The following is a 17,917-nucleotide window of genomic DNA, read 5'->3' as shown; positions in this document are numbered from 1 at the left end:
TTATAGCTCCATATCCAAAACTGTGCCGTATTGCTTAAATCCAAAGTGTTCATACAAACGAATACAGCCTTTTGACTCCACATCTGTTGTGGTACCACACTGAATTCGATTTGCCCCCATACCAGCCGCCCACCCAATAAAAGTTTGAATAAGATAGTAAGCAGCACGTGTTTTGCGAAATTCAGGAAGTACATACATCACATGATCAATGGCAATTTTTTGATTGTTAAACCAGTCTTTACCGATGCTACCTGCAAAGCCTGCAATCACTTCCTGGCGATGCTCAATGACAAAAATAACGCCTTGGCCATTAATCAAATCTTCAAAGTGTTTCTGTGCTTCTTGTGCAATAAATTCACGATTTTTATAGTTTGGTGACTCTTGGACAAAGGATGCTCCAAACTTTAATAAAACTGGTATATCATTCAGTGTTGCTACACGTATTTTCATGACTAACGCTCATTGATTGAAATATCGATAGCTATAGCTTGCAGATGAAATGGCAACGGTTTGTCGTGTGTTATCGTGAGTTTTACGTCATAGAGATCTGACCAGTCTCCTCCCTCATACAAATGCCGACCAGTGAAAGGTTTTTGCGAGTTCATAGGGGATTCAGGGAATTTATAAAGTTCTAAAATATTGTCGTTTAGTATTGGTGCTTGTGTCTTATAAAAGAAAAGCCAAACGCACTGTATTTTTGCTTTATTCGATAAAGATGATTGTGGTACTTGAGTCAGTTCAGGTGGAAATAAATCAACTTCGGAAGTAAACCCTTGCCCGACATAATATGTTTTTTGAGTTTTATCAATGATGTGATTTAACGTGTACTTGTCACCGTTTTTCTTATAATCAATATAGAACTGAAAAGTATTTGAAGATTGATAAATAGCTAAATTTTCAAGAAAGTTATATTGTAGATTATCAAAAGTATCACCCGTCATTGTTATTGTACGTTGGCAGTCAGTATATGCATTAAAAGACAACTCTTCTAACACTACCTTACCTTTACGATTGATCAACATATAACAATAATCTGAGCCTAACTCTGTCGGGATTGAACACATTGATAGTGCTGTACCACCAAAATCATGTTGTGCCCAAGCAATTACTTCTTGCTCTCGATTGAATGTAATACTGGCAACTTTGCCGTCACCCAAAACCAACCATACAAGCGATTCAGGTTCTTGCTGATACGTTGCTTCACTTATCCCTTTATGCGTTTCACCAATATGCCCAGCGACTGCACTCACCTCAGGTGATACCAGTCCGTCAACTTCATATCGATATGACAATGCACGTAAACGTTCACCGCCACGCTGTACAAATAAAATCTCATTACCCACTCGACAAGGGCGTGTTAAAGGATATGCGCCATAAGCTGTATTTTCATCAATTTGCACAGTTGTTGGTGATAATACTCCCTCAGATCCAATGAGAAATTCTGCACCACTTGTCAGAGCTACCAATCCCTTTTGTGGCACTAGGAATGTGATTGAATCAGACTGGTCGGAAGATGAAACGACACTAAATGCATCAGCATCGTCAGTTGTTTCTAAGAAGTTGGTTGTGTTACCAATACGGCTGAACCAAATTTTATTGGGGAACTTTCGAGTATTTGCAAAAACTAGACGCTGCTTAAAGTAAGTACAGCACTTTGGATAACCTAAAGTTGCGTTAAATGCTGCGGTTTTAAGCACCCATGATTTTGCAATTGCTTGAACGACTGCAGTTAATTCAACAACAACCTCACCCATAACGTTTCCAGAGTTAACAACTTCAGTGATACGTACATGACCGCCATTAATTTCAATAATTGCACCTAGATGTGCATTGGTGAATACATTCGCTTCTGATCCTGTCACCTCATCCCAATTCACATTGCTCGCTGTTGGTGCTGAGTTGGTATTATCAGTGACTGCACGCCATGTTTTGTTTGCATAAATCACACGGTCATTCTGAAAATAAGTCACAGTATTCGACCAAGTTGGATATTCAGCAGCAATCAAAGAAATCGTCATCCCTAATTCTTTATCACTTGGTGTTAGTGCAACGTTTGGTGTAGTAGTAACCTCATCAATTGGGGGAATATCAAACGACATCGCCCGAAATTCCCAATTCGTAAAGTCCTCTGAACATTCAAGCAAATGGACTGGGTACGATTGATGTGTAAAGTACATGACATAACGTGTATGCACATAATGCAGCTCTAAAGTTGCAGCAGCTAAATAAGGTGTAGTGAGTGTTTTAATGATCGTGTTAGTTTTAGGGTTGTACACCAACAATTGTTTTTCTTTCAGAATGATTAAGTAAGCATCTTTTGATGTGCTGACAAAAGGTAACAGTCGTTTAGCACCATCCATAATTGAGCGAAGATATGTACCTGGTCTTTTCTTTACTCCACCTTCAATCAATGGAATAACATTCAAAAGTGTACGTGCACCATTAGAATACTGCGCCACGTCGGTTCGAGTGCTTAAAATTGGTGACAACTCACCAGAGCTAAAATTATTTTTAATTAGGCTGTATTTAGGCATTAGTAGCGCACTCCAATTAATGAAGTGCTGTCGTAATCATCACTAAAGCTTTGACTTGGTCGTTCTTGACCATTGATTGCACGTGCTTGTTTTAATGTCACTTGAAGCCTTTGCCAAGCACTATCAGCTTCTGAATTGCTACCTGTTGTTGCTTTGGCTAATTTTGAAGCCATGTAATAAACCATGCTTTCAGTGAGCAATGAATCCCATGTTTGCTCATTATCATTATCAAAAACATAGACCAAATTAATGATATTTGTGTTCGCCAAGATGTGTCGATTTTCAATTTCAAACTCTTTTGTACCTGCATCAATCAAGCGAATAAAATCTTTAGGTAGGACAAATGCATTTGAATAACCAAAGCTTGGATAAGTTGAAGTTGGTGCGAGTTGAATCCGTTTTTTAGCACACGACCATGGATGCATTCGTAGCAATGTCTTGCGCGTTTGATCATAAAGAGTTGCACAACGTCTGGCACTGTGACTTGCTTCATCAAATGAAATGATCGACTGTGATCCAATCAAGTTCAGCGCTTCATTACAGATAGATACTTTTGTAGACATAATAAAAATCCCAATCATTTTGAACATCATGACTGGGATTTAATGTGGTTCGGTTGGGTGTTAAAGCTTGTTCTGAGAAGCAAACAAACGATAACCTTCTAATTCCCACAGCTTAGATTTCGCTTTTTTATATGCGTCATCACGTGCCATATGGAAGCCGATTTCTTCATCAAAATTTGCTTTATTTACACACGCACTAAAACCAGTAGCTAAAAAGAAACTACCATCAAGAAATGCATGTACAAATGTTGAAGTTGTACCACCTGGCTGCATAACAGGAACAAATGTTACACGTTCCATTAATGCATTAATTTGATCAGCAGTTACACGCGGTGCTACTGCTTTTGCTGCTAACTCTTGTTCTGTAATACCTTTAATCATTTTACTTTCCTATCTTAAATAATAAAAAAGCCCTGCACCTCGCCCGAAGATGCAGAGCAAAAACTTAGACTACAAAATCAATTGCAACGACTTTTTGCTCATTGGCACGACCAGCACCATAAGAAGTGATGCCACCAATTTGCTTAACGTTTTTCTTATCACCACGAACAGTGATATCGAAGTCATTAATTGATACGCGACCAAAATGAACACCACCTTTCGCATATGCAAATGTACGCTTTGTTGTTACAGGTGTTGCACCATCCGCTAACTCTTCATATGGCAACCAAATGAAGCCACCCCACTTTTTAGCAACATCACCATCCTGAATGGCTTGAATCGTATCCTTATCCCATTTGGTTAATGTCTCATCTACAAGGATCTGCTCAAGCATATTGCTGTCATACACCATGTAAAGCTCATGATCTTTATCAACATGATTTTTTCGGAATAATGCACGTGCACGTGCTAGCTTTGCTTTATTAAATGGTAATGCGCTTGCACCGATGATTTGTGTCGCAGGTAATGGAGTTGGTGTATATGTTTCACCATCTACAATTTTTCGATTAATTGATGCGCCTAAAGCAGCGTAAATTGTACGATCACGTTGTCTGTGTTCCGCTTGCAAGCAAAGTCGCATATAACTATCGTCAGGGCGTGCTGATAACTTTGGGGCATCTTTGGGTTCAATTGGTACAAATAAATCATAGTCTTCCATTAGAGCTAGACGTGTACCAGATTCAGGAATAGACCAATCAGTATCTTGGAAACGACCTGTTGATTTTTTCATTTCAACAGTACCCATATCGTTAATCGTAAAAGATGCACCTTGAATTACACCGCGATCCTTTACCGTTCCTTGTAAGACACTCTCTGTTTGAGCACAAAGAATATCAAACGTATCATGAAACTGACGCTTAAAAGCTGATGTAAGCATCCCTTTATTTGTTGCGAAATCTTGAGACATAATTTTTTACCTCTTTAATCTTTATATGATTTTGCGTAATGAGCTTCGATTTGTGCTGCAACCCGTTTATGCTCAGGATGAGACGAATCTAAATAAGCTTCCGATGACATCAATTCTGATAGGTTGGTAGCTGTGTTTGCTTGTGTGTTTTGAGGGGGTAGATCTTCCCCAAGTTGCTGACCGAAATACGCCATAGCTTTGAGTACGGCTGGATTATTTCCAAAGGCTGCGCTGTTGACTTCTTCTGACGTTAAGATGCCGTTTTGAATTGCATTGTTTGCAGCAGCTTGTGCAAAACCAAAATTGGCTTGTGTCTCATTACCCCATACATCAGTCATTGCCTGTACGCATGCTTCATTGTCTAAATGTGCATTGGCTTCCATCAGCCCTGGAATAATGTCGTTATATTCCTTTAGCAAGAAATTCAGGCTTTCATTACTTAAACCTGCTTCACGTGCGCGTTCTAAAAATGCCTGATTTTCTTCAATTGCTTTAAATTCTTCAAAGTCAAAGCCTTCGACTTCCACGTTATAACCGTCAATCGACTCAGGTGCGGTTGATGTTGTATTTGTTTCTGTTTGGCTTTGATCATTGTTGCCCTGATCTTGATCTGATTGCCCACCTAACAAACTTGTTTGAGTAGTTTCATCTGTTGAAGTGTTTTGTGTATCTGTGTTTTGATTTTCATCAGTCATCTGATTGTTCCTTAAAGTTTGGATCATTGGCTTGATTAATTTTTGCCAAAATATGGTTTACAACGGACGATTGCCCAGCTCTATAACAAGACTCTCGTTCTGCATCTTGACCACCACGTACATAAGTCGATCGACAAAATACGTTGGTTAGATCTTCTAAAATTCGTTGTCCGTTAATGTCAAAATCAAAGACATTTCGATATGTTTCCGCGGTAGGCTTTCGATAAAACTTGCGCTTAATTTGATGACCTGTTTCCACTTCTGAAACAGAAGTGGTGTCATTTGATGTACCTACATTCTGTGCATCTTCTTTGATTCGATGATTCACTAAGCGTTCCTCTTCTAACCCTCGATGAGCCTCTAACCAACCAAGACCACAGATCACAGTTGCTATTGCAAAGATAAGTACCAAGACAATTAAGAAATAAATCATTGCATCACCTCAGTACCCATTTGCTGTGCCATTTGCCCTTCAATACCCTTTGCCATTGCTTGACCTGCTATTTGCTGCATGGCTTGTTGCTGTTTCATTTCAGCTTGTTTTTCCTGAGCTTCTTGACGTGCTTTGCGTAGATCTTGAATTTCTTCGGCACTTCTTAAAATAGCTGCTGGTACACCTCGCCCTGTTGCCATGACTTGAGCTGCTGCATCAAAGTTAACGTTGTCTAAAATTGTGTTATCGATTTGTGCAGCATTGGCAATACTTGCAATGTATTGTTCAGTTGCCACAACTTCTTCCATTTGTTGTGAACGTGCCATTGGTGACATGAACTTGAATGAAAGATTGCGTCCTTGAAGCTCTTGTGGTGGATTGCCTAAAACGCCTGAACGCAACGCTAAACCAAAGCAACGGTCTAAAAGTGGAATCAGGTACTCAGATTGGAAACGTCCATACAAAGGACCTAGCATCTGACGAATAATTGCAACACGTGTATTAATCTCAGTCGCTGTCATTTGCTGTGTTCCGATCGGTGGCAACTGATCAGCCATAAGCTTTTTACGAATACCACCTTGCAAGCGATCTAAAAGCAGCTCAGATACTTGGAAATTAGATCCATCATCCAAACGCTTCATTGAATCAACACTGTTTGCCACAATGATTTTCTTGGGACCAATACGGACTGTATGCGGATTGAGTACGCCGTCATCTTCTGCGATCCACATACCAGCAATTGCAAGATCTGCAGATTCAAGCGTTTTGCGCATGAGATGATTTACAGACTTTGCATCAGGTAAAGCGACTGTCATTTGCCCCTTACCATAGACTGAATTAGGGATTCGGCGCATACGTGGACAAGCACATGGGAATTCGTGGAACCCTGATTCTTTCATCATGTGTTTATTATTGAGATCAATGTGATATGAAGCGAAAGGCATATCTTTACTAAGCTGCCCTGCGCCTTTAACTTTTCTTGGTTTAATCACATGCAGAACTCTAAAACGCTCTTCAGGATTACGTTTAGCAGCTTCTAAGATTGAGTGATGACAATTCTTTTCGCCGTATTCGTTGATAATTGCCTCACAAGTCATCATGTGTTCACGATAAATTGTATCTACCATTCCATCGGCACGGCTTGAACCTAGAAAACAATCACCAATAGCCCAAGACTCAAAGACATAACCACCGCCAGCTTCACGATCAATATCAACAAAAAGAACACCCCAACCTGCCACGGTCACATCAGTTACGGTTTCAGGTGCTTCACTATCAAAGTTTGCAGCGTGAATATTGCGCCACATAAATTGACAGACCGCTTCAAGCCAACGTTCACCCTCTGTCACTTCTGTAATGTCGTCCACACCATCAGGCACAGCTTTAAACCAAAGCGCATTTGACGGAGTGACACCCGACATAATTGAAGCAACAAGCAACTGAACAGACTCAGAAGCAGTGGAATCGTATATATCAGCGCGTTCAGTTTCACGTGTTGAGTTGACCTCTCCACCATCAAAACTTTGCTGACGCTCAGGTGCACCAAACTTATAGCATTCACGCCAATGAGCTTCGTGCATTGATCGTTGCAGTTTCATTTGTCCGTGCCGTTGGCACATCTGAACAGTCAAATTCATTTAGCCACCGCCTAAGGTTGTTTTCTGTTTTGGTTGAGCTGTATCAGAACTTGCAAGCACTGATTGACTAAGTGACTTATTACGCTGTGCAGTCTTAGCATTGGTTTTGATTGCAGCTTCTTCTGCTGCTTTCTTTGCGTCTGCCTCAGGATCTTGTTTAACGACTTTTCCGCCACACATAATCAAACGTCCTGTAATTCCATGCCATGTTTACCCTGTACCCACTTTTGCTTTTTAGGTACAAGGGATTCGATACCCCCTGCTTTGATCAAGGAGTCAATTTTCTTTTCGATACGAGCCTGATTATTGAGGATCTGTTTAAGAAGGTAACTTGATGCTGTTACTTCGGTTTCAGAAGTAGTGGTTTCTGGTTTGGCTTGCTCTGCTTCTGTTTCGGAAGTAGTAGCATTTAATGTAGCTGCATCCAATGTAGGTACATTTGATGTATCTACTTCGGTTTCTGTAGTGGTGGTTTCGCCCGGTGTTTTAAGAGTACGTGCCATAAAAAAAGCCCCATCGTTGTGATAGGGCTAGTTTGCAGAGTGAGTAGTTAGCTTTGGTTGGGTGATTATTTGATGAGTTTTAATTCTTCAATTGTTTTTAATTCAAAGCCATCTTCTACTGGATCACCATCTTCAACATAAGAAATACATAGTGTTTTATCGATTACGCACAAATGACTAACTGTTTCATGCCAACAATCATCATTTAAAACAAATTCAGGTTCAGTTTTCCATTCATTACTGCCGAACTCAATATAATCACTTCCTGCCGACTCCCAATCCCAACCATGCTTAAAGCATGCAAGTTGAGCCTGATCAAATGCTTCTTTAGTCGGTGTGCTTATGCAAATTTTCATGAATTACTCTCTTGTTAAATCGTTTTAAACTTATCATAAAAACTTTTAGGTTTAGATCCAACATACTGACACCACCCCCAACCCTCACGCCACCAGTACCATTCGTTGCTACTGGTTTGCATCCAATATGTGCCGTCATGTTCGATGTGAGTGGTGTCAGGTGGCATCATCACCTCGCAGGCGTTTTATGTCATCTTTCAAGCAACGAATCATTGCCATTTGCAGAAATTCAAAATTTTCACGTCGATCTTGCTCAACGTATTTCAAATCACCTTCTAGCATTTTCAATACTGTTTCAATCCGCTTATCTCTCTCTTTCAACTCTCTATACAGACAACACTGACCTCTCGCCAAGTCATCGTTATATTGTTGAAGCAGGTCAATCTCAGCCTGTCTTGATTGCTGACCTACCTCAAAAGCATCCCTTGCGATTGTTTCAGCATAAGCTTCATTGTTGTTGTGATAATCAGTGAACCACTGCTCAAATTTAGTCATTTTGGTTTCATTCCTCTTTGAGCTTTTTAAACCCAACTCCAATCTTTTGCTTTCTGCTTGAAGCATTCCTATTGCCAATTCAATTGGGAAATCAATCCCACCAACATCTTCAATCAAGTTGTTTATAGTTGTCATTTCCTAATTTCCTTCTCTCTCCACTTCCTGATTGCATACACAATTTCTTTCTTAGTTGCTTTACGGATCTGTGCTGACGGCGCGTTTGGTGGCATTGATGATCCAAACTTACTAACAAGTACAATATCGTGATTCTTGTGAACTCTAAGAAGTACTGGCTGACCAACCGTATACACAACAAGATCACCATGTTTATATTCATTATGATTAATTTTTGGCATAGCTAAAGCATCGTCCAGCTGCTCAATCACACCATCCAATATGTTTAATAGATCCAATTGACCAACCTTGTATTTATATGTGAGCCACTCATCTTCACGTGGATATCGATCAATGCCTGTTTGCTCTTGCCATAGCATGATGAGCTGCTCACCATTTTCATAAAATGGCTTTGTACCTGTTGACCAAGCTGACACAGTTGAAGCGCTTGAAACATCTAGTACATGCGCTATCTTTTCGTGTGACCAACCCAAGTTACGAAGATCCAGGATAATTCGGTTGAAGTCAGGACATCTGTAGCCACGTTTTTTGACAATGAAAGCCTTAGCTTGTTTACGTGCAGCAACAAAACGTGCGCGCGCGCGAGGAGAGTTCGAATATTCATACACAGACGCTTGTGTTGTACCTTTCTCTCCACCTAAAATTTCAAAAAAGCCATTACCTCTAGTTGTAACTACAGACATCCTCACCCCCTATAATTCCCAGACTTTTAAGCGAATAAGACCGCCTTTTACGACCGCACCACGTTTAACAATCAGCTCATCAAACTGCTCATCAAACTGCTCATCATCATCACAAAATCCACACTTCACTAAGCTGTCGATCGTTGCTTTAAGTGGGTTATCTATGTCTCTACGTTTACGATCAGGAAAGTGAAAAACAATTTCTAGCTTCAAACGTGATGACAACCTTAAAGCTGGTACAAGAGCCATCATCACAGCGTGAAATTGCCTTGCTCTATCCGTTAATTTCATTCCTTTGCCATTTCTCTCCCAATAGTGATTTACAGACGGTGGTGTTGCTGCCACTTCACAGAACAAAACTTGATTTTTGTCATATTCCGTATTTGGCTCTAATTTCGCTTGTACGATATCTTTCCTAGCTTGCTGTACCTTTGCATCGTTTTCGCTTTTAAGTCGAAATTTCGAGAGATTAGACCTATTTCTGTGCGCTTTTAAATGCGCTTCTAGCATTTGTTCGCTCCAACGCATTGTCATGATACTTTCCCTGCACGTTTGTAAATCAACTCAACTTGTGCTGCTAGATTCGCTGGCATTGGTGATACTGTTCTAGATCTTTCCTTTTGTTTTTCCTCAAATTCCTTTTGTTTTTCCTCACTATTTGTACGATCAGGTCTAACCCACATGAGTTGCGTACGATTCTGTTTTTTCGCTTCACGTAAATTAAATTCATACGTTTCGATAAACGGCTTGTATGCTGCCTTCTGCCCTTGTGTTGTAAGGATTTCAGACACTTCGAACAATGTTTTTCTTGTCAAATTTGTGATTGGTTTGGTGTTGTCCTTTTTCCAATTCAGTGCCATTGCCCAAGCCATTTCCGCTGTCCACCAAGAATCATCCTGCAAACACAAACGTCTGAACTCAGAAAGCGTTGGACACCATTTTTCACTACGCATGTTTTTGATGCCGTTGGCAAGCTGTGCTGGAGTAAGTCCATCCAAAACCACACGAAACGTTTCAATCAAAATTTCGATATCGGTTGCACCATGGACACGTTCAAAATCTGCCCCAAATACTGCCTCGATGACCCCAAGGATCTGCTGAGCAACTTCGATCGGGAAAGTGACGGTTTGTTCAAGTGCTTGCTGGTACTGCTGAACTTCAAACATCGTAGATCTCCCCTTGCTGTGGTTTTAAATATTTTCCAAATCGGCTGACACGTTTTTGTTTTTCAGCCTTAGGCGTTTGAGATTGAGATTTTTGTTGTTTACGTGCTTCGGCTGCTGCGAGTTCTGAATCACTTGGTAGGTTTTTCATGAACGTGTCTAGCCAGATCGTCATCCATTTTTGCGGTGTGTGATTTGATTTGTCCAAAGACCATTGCGCCATTTTTTTGAGATTTTCAAAAATGCGGTTTGGTGAGTGATCAGGAAAACTAACTCGTGCTTGATCCTGAAAATCGATTTGAGCTGAATATTTTTTGCAGAGCTCAGGAAATGAAATTTGTGTTCGGTCATCGGTGTGGTACTGAACAAAATTTAACTGACGATTTTGAGCCTGAAATTTCGCCTGCGCTTCCTCTTCATCTTTTTTAATATTTTCTTTTAAATCTATTTCTTTTAACGGGTGACATGCCATGTCACTGGTGGTGGGTACATCACATGCTACTGGTGTAGTGACATGTGATGCTACTGGTTCATTAAAAGCAGTAACATGTGATGCTACTGCTTTTGGTTTAATTTTAACTGCTTTATCACTTAAAGTGGGTACATGTGATGCTACTGCTTTTGGTGATATTCGACTTTCAAAATGTAAAAAATAAGTGTTCTTCTTGCCATCCTCTTTCTCAATTGTGACTAAATTAAACCTTGCCAATTCGGCCATACATTTTCTAATCGTGCGCTTATCTTTGATACCTGTAATCAGTACTACAGTATCTTCACTCATTGATTTATTTTCGATATGAAAGCCAATAATATGACGATTCAAGAAAATTAAGCATTTAACAGCATCACCGCCTAAGGCTGCTAAATACCCCTCATCACAGATGAAGTTAGGCAACGGTGTATAACCGTCGTTCTTATCTTCTGTATCCACAATTACCTCTTCAATTTGCGGATCAGGCGCGCGAAATGGAATTACTTCTGCAATACTCATGCTGCCACCTTCTCATGCTGTGATTTAACTTTGTATGTGCCTTTAACATGACCAGGGCGATAGCGGACGTTGTAACAACCTTTACAAGCTGCTTCATATTTAACGCCGTTTGGGTCTTTGATGGACTTGTTCTTACGTGTCCACCAAAATTCCTCGTCCAGTGGCCAATACTCTTGGCACTCAATGCAAAGTTTTTCTTTGCCCAGTTCTGTTTCGATATACTTTGGCAATTTTTCTTTTGCCAATTCTTTTGTCTGTGATACATTGGTCATCGGTAGTTCCTCATATCAATTCATTGGTATGGCAAATCAAGCTCAACTGGTCGCACAGATGAGCTTTTTTTGTGCCTGTGGTTTTTGGGGTGACATCACGTAAAGGAGCTGTAAGCTCAAACGTATCTCTTGTATCTGTGGTAAGACATGCAAAAGATTGGAGAGAATGGAGGTATTCACGAACCTCTTGGATTTTCTTCTTCATGCACACACGACTTAATTTAGAAATGTCAGATTTCTCAGCTAATGCGATAGCTTCAAATTCTCTTTTTTCTTCATATGTACATTTGAATGTAATGCTATCTGTGAGTTTTTCAGACATAAGGCTTTTACCCCTAACCTAAAACGACAGTTTTTAGAGCTGGACATAAATCCACGGCTTTAAATTTACCTTTTGTCGCTGCTTCTGCACGCATTGCTACGATTGGGGTCATATTCCAACGGTCAGTCACATAACCACATACCGTTGGTTGGCTAACACCAATAGCTTTTCCAGTAGCAACTTGACTGCCAAAGTAGTTGATTAATTCTTGATAAATGACTTTAGACATAATGGATAGCTCAAAATATAGGTATATACCAAATAATATTAGTATTCCTATTTTTATTCAATAGGTAAACTAATTTGTTTACCTATAGGCTATCTAATAAAATGAAAAAAAATTATTGGTGTAATTATGGAACTCAAAGATCGATTAAAATTAGCTCGTAAGAATGCTAAAAAATCACAAAAAGATGTAGCTGAAAGTGTTGGTATTACTCAACCAACGTTGAGTCAACTTGAAAGTGGCTTAATTACGTCATCTACATTTCTGCCAGCTATTGCTAGATACTTAAATGTGGATCTCTACTGGTTGGAAACTGGTAAAGGTGAAATGTTAAGTAAAAATGAAAAAACAGAAGAGTCTGAGTTTTCAAATATAAAAATAAATGGCAGAAAACTTTATAAAATTCCTGTTCTTGATTTTGTTCAAGCTGGTCTGTTTCATGAATCTTGCTATGACGGAATCAATGCTAAAGGTGAAACTTATACAACTTATGAAACACCAAGGCCTAAAGATGTATTTAGTGTTGAAGTTGATGGAATGAGTATGGCACCTGAGTTTATGCCAGGCGATGAATTAGTTATAGATGCAGCTTTAGCGCCTAAACCAGGATCTTATGTAGTTGCGCAGAATGGTGGAAATGAATCTACTTTCAAGAAATATAGAGTTACTGGTTATGATGAGTTTGGGCGAGATGAATTTGAGCTTGTACCTTTAAATCCTGATTTTCCAAAGCTTTCTTCAAGGGATCACGATATACGAATAATAGGTGTTCTTGTTCAGCATTTAAGAAGATACAGATATTAAGTTGAGATAAATAATGAGCAAAGAAGTAATACTTTTTATCCTATGGCAGTTAGGTAGCCTCGCTACACTAATCTATTTAATGTTCTTTGATGATACTAATTATAATTGGTGGAATTGGATAATTATAGTACCTATTAATTTTTTTCTAGCAGAAATATGGCCTATTTATTGGCTCTTAAAGTGGTTGGGGTTCGCATCATGAAATATTTTATTTGCTTAACTGTGATTTTTTTAATAACAGCATGTTCGAAAGTCGAACAAAATGAGAGTATTACCTATAATACACAAGGGTGGAGCTCTCAAAAAACTCCTACTGGGTTTGGTTTGGTTTGTACAGAATGTGAAAATCAGGTAATGATATCGATTGATATAGTTCCAGTTGATAGGTCAGACAAATATACTAAATCCAACTCGGATTTTATTAATTATTTAATGTCTGAAAAAGATACTGTATCTCAAAAAATGGCATCAGATATAATGCCAAGTGCTAAAATAGAAATGCTTAAAAGTGGTAAAGCTAAAATAAGTGATAAAGATGTTTTTAGATATACCTTCATCATTGACGATGGTTTAAAAAGCTCTTTTGATAACAGCTCACTCCTTATACATAACAATAATTTAATAAAAATAACTCTTAATTATCATGATGGATATTTTTCTGAAAAGGATAAAAAAATAGTTGATTCATTTTATAAATCAATCAAATTTAATTAATAAATAACCCTGCGAACCCGATGCAGCTCTTTCAAACAGATCGGGTGGAGAACATAGTGAACAACGATATTAAACAAGCAATAGCTCTTGAGATTACTAAACGTAAAATGGACTACATGGCAAACAAACACCCAAATTCTGATCTAAATGCAGATACTTGGGTCGATGAGTTTCATACAGCTTTAAGTAAAATTATTGAGGCTGAGAAAGATTATGCTAGGAATAAAACTAAGAATCGCTATTCTGAGTTTTGATATCTTTTTCCAATTCTTTAGGGAGTTCTCCTGTCATAATAAACTTTTCTGCCATCATTACGTCTGGAATAATTTGCTCAATGCAAATACCAGTAGAAAGCATTCTACTAACAATATCCTTACGCCATACTAGTAACTGATCTTTATCCATAACAAACTCCATCTAACCCACCCAGCGTGGGTTTTCTTTTGTCTATTAAAACATAAATATTAGTATCCAGATATAAAAATATAAGTATTCCTATTGACTATAAATATAGGTTTGCTAATATTAATCTCGTACCCACAAAAAAACCGCCGAAGTTTGAGACCCGAGGCGGTTACATAAATGCGAGATCATTATGAAACAAAAACATACTAAGAGTCAAACGACTCAGCTCTATCAAGAGCCGACCGCTGCTGAAATGCGTACTTCACGTCTATCTATCATCCTTGCCAATACTAAAGAATTTGCAATTTTTGCAATCATAGCTTTGGTGTTTTGGTTTGCTATCACTGCTGCATTAGTTGCGATGGCTGGGGGTTGATCATGAATTTAATTTTGCAAACCGCAATTCAGGCACCAGTAGAAATCCCTGCTTGGTTTGACGCTGAAAATGGTTGTTTTGAATTTTCGTATCCTGAATTTTCCTTAGAAAAGCCTGTAGAACCTCGTGATCTATCAGCAGTTGAGTGGAAAATTTTACAGGATTGGCTTGCTGACCCTAGTTTTGATCTACCAGAAAGTTTAGAGAAGATTGGTAATCAGTGGGTCGAATATTGGGATGCAGATCGTGATCATAAAGCAGCTAAAAGAGTTGCCTATGCACAAGCACGATATTTTGAATGGCGTAAATTCTACGCTTTGAACATGCTGAAAATTACCAGTAGTGATCAGTTTACGGTGGTTTACTTATGAACGATTGGAAAAAACTACGTGCTCGCTATGGCAGTACAAAACAGTATAAAAAACGTGTAGCAGTATTTCCAAGCCAAGTTGAAGAATTTAGTAATTGGCTTATAGATAATGGTGCTGATGTTTATGCCCATCTTGCACAAGATGAAATCTTACGTTTCAGAATGGATGGTGAGTACGGCATTGTTTGGCGCACTGGAGCTGGCAATTTAATCGCACACAATTGTGCAGAAAAATGGGGAGCTAACCAATGAATGCTTATATCGAACTTTCAACACCTGCTCAACTCATTGAGAAAATGAGTAACGATGAATATCACTCTCGTCCTGAATTTAGCTCAAGTCAGCTTAAAGATTTATTGCGCAGTGCTGCACACTTTCATTCTCATAACATCATTAAAGAACATGAGCGTGAAACTAAGAAACACTTAGATTTTGGCACATTGGCACACACTCTATTTTTAGAACCTGAACAATTTGATGCTGAATTTGTTGTGTTACCTGAGGATGCACCAAAGCCACCTACAGACGTTATGCGTAATGCTAAGAAACCATCTGAGGAATCTATAGCACGTGTGCAATGGTGGGATGCTTTTAACGCTGAAAATGCTCACAAGATCATTATCACGGTTGAACAATTGGCTGGTGCTCAACGTATTGCTGACAATTTAAAGTCATTAAGCATGTATGCAGAAATGCAAAACAATTATGGCATGGCAGAAGCAAGTATCTTCTTTACAGATCCTGTTTTTGACCTGCAACTACGTGTACGTCCTGACTATCACATTGTGCCGTGTTCACGTTTTCCCAATGGTTTAATTTTAGATGTGAAGTCATCTAAAGACGCACGTTTTCATAGTTTCTCAAAAGACTGTGGCAATTATGCCTACGATCTATCTGCTGCTATGTACCGTGAAGGCTTCCAGCAGTACTACAACACTGATGATAAACCACCTTTTATTTATCTAGTTGGTGAAAATACTGCACCATTTTTAGCGAAACAATATAAAGCCTCTCCGACTTTCATCAGTTGTGGTGAGCATCGCTATAACAAAGCTAAAGAATTACTTGCTGAGTCTCTACTTATCAATGAGTGGGACGGCTATTCACTTGATCTAGAAGAAATCAGCTTACCGAATTACATGCTTAAACAGGCTTTAGAAGCTGATTTTCACTAATTTTATTCATTTTTAAGACAGTTTTATTCAAATTTAAGGAATTTTATTCATGAACGCTCAAACACAAATGTCTGCACCAGCTCAACAATCAGTTGGCTTATTAAACCTTGAAGCTTTTGAACTATCACAACGTATTGCGAAAATGTTGTCTAGTTCTACCCTTGTACCTGAACAATATCGCGCAACGATTCAAAAGAAAGCAGGTAAAGATGATTATGGAAATCAGCTATGGCGTGAAGAACCAAACCCAAATGGTTTATCTAACTGCATCATTGCTTTGAATATGGCAAATCGTATGGGTGCAGATCCTTTAATGGTTATGCAAAATCTTTACCTGGTAAATGGTCGCCCTAGCTGGTCATCACAATTTATTATGGCTGGCATCAATAGCAGTGGTCGTTTCTCTGCTTTACGATTTGATATTCAAGATTTAGGTGAAAAAGAAGTTGAATATACGGAGGCTGTTTGGGAGAACCGCAAAAAGAAAAATATTACTAAAACTTTAAAAATTCATGATTTTAGTTGTGTTGCATGGGCAATTGAAAAAGAAACAGGTGAACGTCTTGAATCTTCTAAAATTACCATTGAAATGGCTGTAAAAGAAGGCTGGTACACAAAAGAAGGTAGTAAATGGCAAACGATGTCTGAGCAAATGCTTCGTTATCGTGCTGCTTCATTCTTTGGTCGTGTTTATGCACCTGAGCTATTAATGGGCTTACGCTCTGCTGAGGAAGAACAAGACCGCATTATTGATGTGACACCTGCTCAAGAATCAACAATAATCAATGCATCTGATTTCAAACACATCAAAAACTTAATTTTAAAAGCTAAATCAATGGATGATTTAGAAGAATTGGAAAGCAGTATCTATGCTCTTTCTGATGAAGCCGAACGTAATGAGTTAATTAGGTTCTGGACTGCTCAATCGAATAAATTCAAAGTCACTGACATTGAGCCAGTTGAAACAACTGAAGCAAAAAAGCCTGAACCAACTCAGCAAGAAGCACCACCAGTAGAAGAGGTAAAAAAACCTACATCAACACAGGTGCGTAAAGAAATGCTAGATCGAATCAGTGGTTTTACAAGCTCTCAAGACTTACAAGCAATTATTCCATTTATTCAGGGTAATGAGATCTTAACTGATACTCATAAGACATATGTTCTAAGTACAGTTCAGCAAAAGATTGATGAAATTAATAAATTGAAAGCACCTGTAGTTAATGAGATTAAAAGTATCAGTGTCAAAAATGGTTTGATCGCACAGATACAAGAATCTAAGGACGTTGCCGAGCTTGAGGAAATCGCTAAGCGTATTACTGGAAGCAAAGCTCAAATGACGAATCAACATCATCAAGAAGTTTTAATGTCCTATGCACAGCGTAAAGAGATCCTAAGTCAAGCCGATATTTTTGGCGAAGAAGAACCCAAGAAAATGAGTTATTTCGATTCAGCAATGGCACGTATTGCAAATGCTAGAAATCAGGACGATATCAATGGTGTGTTTATCGACCCTGCTTTTGATGAGCAAGACGATTTGACTAAGCAAAAGATTACTGTTGCAGCTCAAAAACGTGAAAGTGAAATTATGGGCTAAACAAGTTTGGCCACATTAAAAATAGTGTGGCCACATTGGAAATTAAAATGATCGAATATTGTTTTTTATGTAAAAAATTCACATTACGTTGTGGCGTGTATTGTAAAGAATGTGGGATTAGGT

At 38.8% G+C, this 17,917-nt stretch carries 28 protein-coding genes and 1 pseudogene; 8 read left to right on the top strand and 21 right to left on the bottom strand.

The genetic code is table 11. The annotated features are described in order from the left end of the window. The 20 genes and pseudogenes from HX005_RS06865 to HX005_RS06770 form a co-directional block, all read right to left on the bottom strand. Positions 1 to 450: a GNAT family N-acetyltransferase gene (locus HX005_RS06865; RefSeq protein ID WP_286376771.1), complete on the bottom strand. Its 450-nt coding sequence runs from the start codon at positions 448 to 450 to the stop codon at positions 1 to 3. 2 nt (positions 451 to 452) lie between these two features. Next, a complete protein-coding gene (locus HX005_RS06860) occupies positions 453 to 2,534 on the bottom strand; it encodes a phage nozzle protein (protein WP_286376770.1) in 2,082 nt (693 codons plus the stop codon). Continuing rightward, positions 2,534 to 3,100 carry a phage connector family protein gene (locus HX005_RS06855; RefSeq protein ID WP_286376787.1) on the bottom strand — a complete coding sequence of 189 codons (567 nt, stop codon included), beginning with the start codon at positions 3,098 to 3,100 and terminating at the stop codon, positions 2,534 to 2,536. Before HX005_RS06855 ends, HX005_RS06860 begins: the two co-directional genes overlap by 1 nt. 57 nt (positions 3,101 to 3,157) lie before the next feature. Continuing rightward, entirely contained in the window at positions 3,158 to 3,478 is a 321-nt protein-coding gene (locus tag HX005_RS06850) for a Gp49 family protein (RefSeq protein ID WP_286376769.1), read from the bottom strand. Between the two features lie 64 nt (positions 3,479 to 3,542). After that, entirely contained in the window at positions 3,543 to 4,445 is a 903-nt protein-coding gene (locus HX005_RS06845) for a phage capsid protein (RefSeq protein ID WP_286376768.1), read from the bottom strand. Positions 4,446 to 4,459: 14 nt separating this feature from the next. Further along, positions 4,460 to 5,140 (bottom strand): hypothetical protein, encoded by a 681-nt coding sequence (locus HX005_RS06840; protein ID WP_286376767.1) that lies wholly within the window; start codon positions 5,138 to 5,140, stop codon positions 4,460 to 4,462. After that, on the bottom strand, positions 5,133 to 5,573 hold the full coding sequence (locus tag HX005_RS06835) for a Bbp19 family protein (protein WP_286376766.1): 441 nt from the start codon (positions 5,571 to 5,573) through the stop codon (positions 5,133 to 5,135). Before HX005_RS06835 ends, HX005_RS06840 begins: the two co-directional genes overlap by 8 nt. Then, entirely contained in the window at positions 5,570 to 7,210 is a 1,641-nt protein-coding gene (locus HX005_RS06830) for a portal protein (RefSeq protein ID WP_286376765.1), read from the bottom strand. The genes HX005_RS06835 and HX005_RS06830 overlap by 4 nt, the downstream gene beginning before the upstream one ends. Beyond that, positions 7,211 to 7,390, bottom strand: a complete 180-nt coding sequence (locus tag HX005_RS06825) for a hypothetical protein (protein WP_286376764.1) — start codon at positions 7,388 to 7,390, stop codon at positions 7,211 to 7,213. It lies immediately after the preceding gene. Between the two features lie 2 nt (positions 7,391 to 7,392). Then, on the bottom strand, positions 7,393 to 7,713 hold the full coding sequence (locus HX005_RS06820; RefSeq protein ID WP_286376763.1) for a hypothetical protein: 321 nt from the start codon (positions 7,711 to 7,713) through the stop codon (positions 7,393 to 7,395). A gap of 65 nt (positions 7,714 to 7,778) precedes the next feature. Then, entirely contained in the window at positions 7,779 to 8,069 is a 291-nt protein-coding gene (locus tag HX005_RS06815) for a hypothetical protein (protein WP_286376762.1), read from the bottom strand. A 14-nt stretch (positions 8,070 to 8,083) separates the two neighbouring features. Continuing rightward, positions 8,084 to 8,236: a hypothetical protein gene (locus tag HX005_RS06810; protein WP_286376761.1), complete on the bottom strand. Its 153-nt coding sequence runs from the start codon at positions 8,234 to 8,236 to the stop codon at positions 8,084 to 8,086. Beyond that, positions 8,226 to 8,699 carry a hypothetical protein gene (locus HX005_RS06805; protein ID WP_286376760.1) on the bottom strand — a complete coding sequence of 158 codons (474 nt, stop codon included), beginning with the start codon at positions 8,697 to 8,699 and terminating at the stop codon, positions 8,226 to 8,228. Before HX005_RS06805 ends, HX005_RS06810 begins: the two co-directional genes overlap by 11 nt. Positions 8,700 to 8,923: 224 nt before the next feature. Beyond that, positions 8,924 to 9,382, bottom strand: a pseudogene (locus HX005_RS06800) (hypothetical protein); the annotation flags it as partial. Positions 9,383 to 9,391: 9 nt separating this feature from the next. Next, positions 9,392 to 9,910 (bottom strand): RusA family crossover junction endodeoxyribonuclease, encoded by a 519-nt coding sequence (locus HX005_RS06795; RefSeq protein ID WP_286376786.1) that lies wholly within the window; start codon positions 9,908 to 9,910, stop codon positions 9,392 to 9,394. 2 nt (positions 9,911 to 9,912) lie between these two features. Further along, the gene (locus HX005_RS06790) at positions 9,913 to 10,548 is read right to left on the bottom strand and encodes a restriction endonuclease (protein ID WP_286376759.1); all 636 of its coding nucleotides are present in this window, start codon (positions 10,546 to 10,548) and stop codon (positions 9,913 to 9,915) included. Continuing rightward, positions 10,541 to 11,536 carry a replication protein gene (locus HX005_RS06785; RefSeq protein WP_286376758.1) on the bottom strand — a complete coding sequence of 332 codons (996 nt, stop codon included), beginning with the start codon at positions 11,534 to 11,536 and terminating at the stop codon, positions 10,541 to 10,543. Before HX005_RS06785 ends, HX005_RS06790 begins: the two co-directional genes overlap by 8 nt. Further along, positions 11,533 to 11,808 (bottom strand): hypothetical protein, encoded by a 276-nt coding sequence (locus tag HX005_RS06780; protein WP_286376757.1) that lies wholly within the window; start codon positions 11,806 to 11,808, stop codon positions 11,533 to 11,535. The genes HX005_RS06785 and HX005_RS06780 overlap by 4 nt, the downstream gene beginning before the upstream one ends. Before the next feature lie 10 nt (positions 11,809 to 11,818). Continuing rightward, positions 11,819 to 12,130 carry a hypothetical protein gene (locus HX005_RS06775; RefSeq protein WP_286376756.1) on the bottom strand — a complete coding sequence of 104 codons (312 nt, stop codon included), beginning with the start codon at positions 12,128 to 12,130 and terminating at the stop codon, positions 11,819 to 11,821. 13 nt (positions 12,131 to 12,143) lie between these two features. Beyond that, positions 12,144 to 12,359: a helix-turn-helix domain-containing protein gene (locus tag HX005_RS06770; RefSeq protein WP_286376755.1), complete on the bottom strand. Its 216-nt coding sequence runs from the start codon at positions 12,357 to 12,359 to the stop codon at positions 12,144 to 12,146. Between the two features lie 126 nt (positions 12,360 to 12,485). Here HX005_RS06770 and HX005_RS06765 point away from each other — a divergent pair, with 126 nt between their 5' ends. The 3 genes from HX005_RS06765 (at position 12,486) to HX005_RS06755 (ending at position 14,128) form a co-directional block, all read left to right on the top strand. Then, the gene (locus HX005_RS06765; RefSeq protein ID WP_286376754.1) at positions 12,486 to 13,160 is read left to right on the top strand and encodes a LexA family protein; all 675 of its coding nucleotides are present in this window, start codon (positions 12,486 to 12,488) and stop codon (positions 13,158 to 13,160) included. A 156-nt stretch (positions 13,161 to 13,316) separates the two neighbouring features. Continuing rightward, complete coding sequence (locus tag HX005_RS06760; protein WP_286376753.1) at positions 13,317 to 13,874, top strand: hypothetical protein; 558 nt, start codon at positions 13,317 to 13,319, stop codon at positions 13,872 to 13,874. Positions 13,875 to 13,930: 56 nt separating this feature from the next. Next, positions 13,931 to 14,128 (top strand): hypothetical protein, encoded by a 198-nt coding sequence (locus HX005_RS06755; protein ID WP_286376752.1) that lies wholly within the window; start codon positions 13,931 to 13,933, stop codon positions 14,126 to 14,128. On the opposite strand, the gene HX005_RS06750 is transcribed toward HX005_RS06755, so the two are convergent. Next, entirely contained in the window at positions 14,103 to 14,279 is a 177-nt protein-coding gene (locus HX005_RS06750; RefSeq protein ID WP_286376751.1) for a hypothetical protein, read from the bottom strand. The two genes, HX005_RS06755 and HX005_RS06750, sit on opposite strands and share 26 nt — an antisense overlap. 190 nt (positions 14,280 to 14,469) lie before the next feature. Between HX005_RS06750 and HX005_RS06745 the strand changes: the two genes are divergently transcribed. The 5 genes from HX005_RS06745 to HX005_RS06725 are packed head-to-tail and all read left to right on the top strand — an operon-like array spanning position 14,470 to position 17,794. Then, on the top strand, positions 14,470 to 14,655 hold the full coding sequence (locus tag HX005_RS06745; protein ID WP_286376750.1) for a hypothetical protein: 186 nt from the start codon (positions 14,470 to 14,472) through the stop codon (positions 14,653 to 14,655). Positions 14,656 to 14,657: 2 nt separating this feature from the next. Then, positions 14,658 to 15,026 carry a hypothetical protein gene (locus tag HX005_RS06740; protein WP_286376749.1) on the top strand — a complete coding sequence of 123 codons (369 nt, stop codon included), beginning with the start codon at positions 14,658 to 14,660 and terminating at the stop codon, positions 15,024 to 15,026. Beyond that, positions 15,023 to 15,277 carry a hypothetical protein gene (locus tag HX005_RS06735; RefSeq protein WP_286376748.1) on the top strand — a complete coding sequence of 85 codons (255 nt, stop codon included), beginning with the start codon at positions 15,023 to 15,025 and terminating at the stop codon, positions 15,275 to 15,277. The genes HX005_RS06740 and HX005_RS06735 overlap by 4 nt, the downstream gene beginning before the upstream one ends. Continuing rightward, positions 15,274 to 16,200 carry a PD-(D/E)XK nuclease-like domain-containing protein gene (locus tag HX005_RS06730; RefSeq protein ID WP_286376747.1) on the top strand — a complete coding sequence of 309 codons (927 nt, stop codon included), beginning with the start codon at positions 15,274 to 15,276 and terminating at the stop codon, positions 16,198 to 16,200. The genes HX005_RS06735 and HX005_RS06730 overlap by 4 nt, the downstream gene beginning before the upstream one ends. A gap of 49 nt (positions 16,201 to 16,249) precedes the next feature. After that, complete coding sequence (locus tag HX005_RS06725) at positions 16,250 to 17,794, top strand: hypothetical protein (protein WP_286376746.1); 1,545 nt, start codon at positions 16,250 to 16,252, stop codon at positions 17,792 to 17,794. Positions 17,795 to 17,917: the final 123 nt, after the last annotated feature.

This window comes from Acinetobacter sp. R933-2 (assembly GCF_030325485.1).
In the GTDB taxonomy this organism is placed as follows: domain Bacteria; phylum Pseudomonadota; class Gammaproteobacteria; order Pseudomonadales; family Moraxellaceae; genus Acinetobacter; species Acinetobacter sichuanensis.
This window is presented reverse-complemented; position numbering and strand designations above follow the sequence as displayed.